Annotated in this window: 2 protein-coding genes and 1 pseudogene; 2 read left to right on the forward strand and 1 reads right to left on the reverse strand. The window is 65.1% G+C overall.

The features are described 5' to 3' along the window. Positions 1 to 1,164: ABC transporter substrate-binding protein (locus Q0693_RS09005; protein WP_298630962.1), on the forward strand; the 1,164-nt coding region annotated here is incomplete at its 5' end. 49 nt (positions 1,165 to 1,213) lie between these two features. After that, complete coding sequence (locus tag Q0693_RS09010) at positions 1,214 to 3,094, forward strand: aldehyde ferredoxin oxidoreductase family protein (RefSeq protein WP_298630965.1); 1,881 nt, start codon at positions 1,214 to 1,216, stop codon at positions 3,092 to 3,094. Positions 3,095 to 3,126: 32 nt separating this feature from the next. On the opposite strand, the pseudogene Q0693_RS09015 reads toward Q0693_RS09010, so the two are convergent. Continuing rightward, a pseudogene (locus Q0693_RS09015) lies at positions 3,127 to 3,385 on the reverse strand (hypothetical protein); the annotation flags it as partial.

Below are 3,385 nucleotides of genomic sequence, written 5' to 3' on the forward strand. Positions count from 1 at the left end.
AAGGCCAAGGTGGTGGCGGAGCTGTGGCATGGCTTCACCGGCGGAGCCCCCAAGGCCGCCTTGGAGAACCTGGTGGTGGAGTTCAACAGGACCCAGCAGGGCCGGTGCGTGCGCCCCGTGCCCCAAGGGGGGTACCGGGACCTTTCCACCAAGATCAAGGCGGCCTTCGCCGCGGGGAAGGTGCCGGCCATGGCCCAGGCCTACGAGAACAACATCGCCTTGTACCTCGAGGCCAAGGCCCTTTTGCCCATTGAGTCCTTGGGGGTGAGGCTCCAGGGCGTCAACCTACCCTTCCTGAACGCCGTGCGCTTCGGGGGGGTGGTCTATGGGGTGCCCTTCAACAAGAGCATCCAGGTCCTCTACCACAACAAGGACCTTCTCAAGAAGCACGGGGCCAAGGTGCCGGCGACCCTCGAGGAGTTCGTGGCCTTGAGCAAAAAGCTTTCCCAGGCGGAAGGGGGGCCTGTGTACTGGTTCCAGCCCGATGCCTCCACCTTCGCCTACTTCTTCTTCAACCTTGGGGGAAGCTACCTGAAAAACGGCAAGCTGGTCCTGAACTCCAAGGAGGCGGTGGAAGCCCTTACCCTTCTGCAAAACGGGGTAAAGGAGGGGTGGGCCAAGCCTATCACCTCGGGGTACATCAACCAGAACCTGGGATCGGGTCCTTACGCCTTCAGCGTGGATACCTCTGCCGGCTACACCTACTACCGTCAAGGGGCCAAGTTTGACCTGGGGGTGGCCACCTTGCCCGGCCGCACCCCCAGCCAGCCGGGCTTCGGCTTGGTCCAGGGTACCAATCTGGTGGTCTTCCGCCAGGCGGGTAAGGAGGAGCAGGCGGTGGCCAAGGACTTCCTGCAGTTTGTCCTCTCCCCCAAGGCCCAGGCGGTGTTCGCCACCGCCACCGGGTACGTGCCGGTGACCGAGGCGGCCTTGAAGGAACCGGTGTACCAGAGCTATGTGGCCGATAACCCTGATTTTGGTACCATCGTGCGCCAAAGCCGCTACGCCAAGTTTGAGCCGGCTTTGGCCGAGTGGGAGCAGATCCGCTTTGACATCCTAGGCCAGGCCATCAAGGAGGCCATCCTCAACAAGGTGGATCCCAAGGTGGCCCTGGACAAGGCCCAGAAGCTGGCCGAAGACCTCTTGGCGGGAAAGACCCGCTAAGGATTCCCTTCCCCCTGAGGCCTCGGGCCTCAGGGGGTAAACTTTGGCTATGCCTAAGGGCTACCACGACCGCGTGGCCTTCGTGGACCTCTCCACGGGGCGGATCGGGTATGAGCGCTACGGCGAGGCCTTCTGGCAACGGTTCCTGGGGGGCAGGGCCCTTGCCGCCTACCTCCTCCTAAAGCACGTGCCCCCAGGGGCGGACCCCTTGGGCCCGGAAAACGCCTTGATCTTCGCCCCCGGTATCCTCACCGGCACCCCCATCTCCGGCTCGGGCCGCAACACCGTGGCCGCCAAAAGCCCCCTCACGGGAGGGTATGGGGATGCGGAGGCTGGGGGGTTCTTCGGCGCCGAGATGAAAAACGCTGGCCTGGACGCCTTGGTGGTCCTGGGCCAGGCGGAAGAGCCCGTGTACGTGCATGTGGAAGGGGGTGAGGTGAGCCTCCAGCCCGCCTCCCACCTTTGGGGCAAGGATCCCCTGGAGGTGGAGGCCCTCCTCAAGGAAGCCCACGGACCGGGCACCCGCATCGCCCAGATCGGGATCGCCGGGGAAAACCGGGTGCTCACCGCCAACATCATCCACGACCTGGCCCACTTTGCCGGGCGGGGGGGCCTGGGGGCGGTGATGGGGGCTAAACGCCTCAAGGCGGTTTCCGCCCGGGCCAGGAAGGATACCCGGCCTTCCTACCACGACCCCGCCCTCCTTACCGCCTTGGCCCGGCGCATGGCGGGTGAGCGCATGGAAAGGGCGGCGGGTCTGGTCACCATGGGTACCGTGGGCACGGTGAAGCCCTTTAACCTAAGGGGGGTTCTTCCCAGCCATAACTTCCTGGATGGCTACCTGGAAGGGGCGGAGGCCCTGGATGGCACCAGCCTGGACGCCCTCGGCATCCGCATAGGCCGGGATACCTGCTACGCCTGCGCCATCCGTTGCAAGCAGGTGGTGAGGATTGAGGGCACGGGCAAGTACGATGTGCGCCCGGAGTACGGGGGGCCGGAGTACGAAGGGCTTGGGGCCTTGGGCTCCACCTGTGGGGTGACGGACCCCTATGCGGTCACCAAGGCCAACACCCTTTGCAACCAGTATGGCCTGGACGTGATCGGGGTGGGCGTCACCATCGCCTGTGCCATGGAGGCGGTGGAGAAGGGGTATCTGGACGACGAGGGCCTGGGGCTACGCTTCGGCAACGGGGATGCCTTGATCGCCGCCATAGAGAAGCTGGCCCGCAAGGAGGGGCGGCTTGGGGAGCTTTTGGCCCTGGGCTCGAGGCGCCTGGCGGAGGCCATCGGCCATCCCGAGCTGGCCATGCAGGTGAAGGGCCAGGAGGTGCCCATGCACGACCCCCGGTACAAGCGGGCCCTGGGCGTGGGGTATGCGGTGAGCCCCACGGGGGCCGACCATAACCACAACCTGCACGACACCGCCTTCGCTAAGGAAGGGAAGGCCCTAAAGGAGCTTCGCTTTTACGGGGAAGATTTCGCGCCCCTTCCCCTGGAAGACCTCTCCGAGGCCAAGATCCGCATGCTTTGGACCAAGACCCGGGAACGGGGGTTTGTGAATAGCCTGGTGATGTGCGACTTTGTTCCCTGGACCCCAGAAGAGTGGCAGGAGGCCCTTTATGCCACCACGGGCTGGCGGCTTACCCCAGGGGAGATGCTGGCGGTGGGGGAGAGGACCTTGCAGCTCACCCGGCTCTTTAACCTGCGGGAGGGCCTAAAGCCGGAGGAGGACCGCCTGCCCGAGCGCTTCTTCCAGCCCTTTCGCAAGGGCAACCTCGAGGCCCATCTGGACCCCGAGGCCTTCCGGGAAGGGGTGCGCGCCTACTGGCGGCTTGCAGGGTGGGGGGAGGGGGGCGTGGACCCGGAAAGGTTAAGGGCCTTGGGCCTTACGGAGTTCGTCCCCCCCTCCCAAGGCCCCCATGGGGCTTGAAGGGGGTTCGGCTTAGCCCTTACCCATTTCCCCTAGGGACGGACGGAGCCCGAGAGGTTTATCCGGAAAAGCTCCAACCGGTAGCCGATGGTGGCCTCTTGGCTGCTGGTGGCATCCCCCGAGATCAGGGCTCCCACGTAGAAGGTACCGCTTTGGATGGCGGTGAGCTGACCGGGCGTCAGGTTGCCCTGTCCTTCAAGGCACACTTGGTCTTGGTTGAGCGGGGACACATCCTTACTCCCTTGCGCCAGGCGGTTGGCCTCCTTGAAGAGGTCGCCGGCACTGCCGCCC

Origin of the sequence: uncultured Thermus sp. (genome assembly GCF_938010445.1) — a bacterium.
GTDB lineage: Bacteria > Deinococcota > Deinococci > Deinococcales > Thermaceae > Thermus > Thermus altitudinis.

What these genes read in the sequence shown, in the direction of transcription:
- Q0693_RS09010 (WP_298630965.1), top strand. Translation starts at nt 1,214, where the DNA reads ATGCCTAAGGGCTACCACGACCGCGTGGCCTTCGTGGACCTCTCCACG.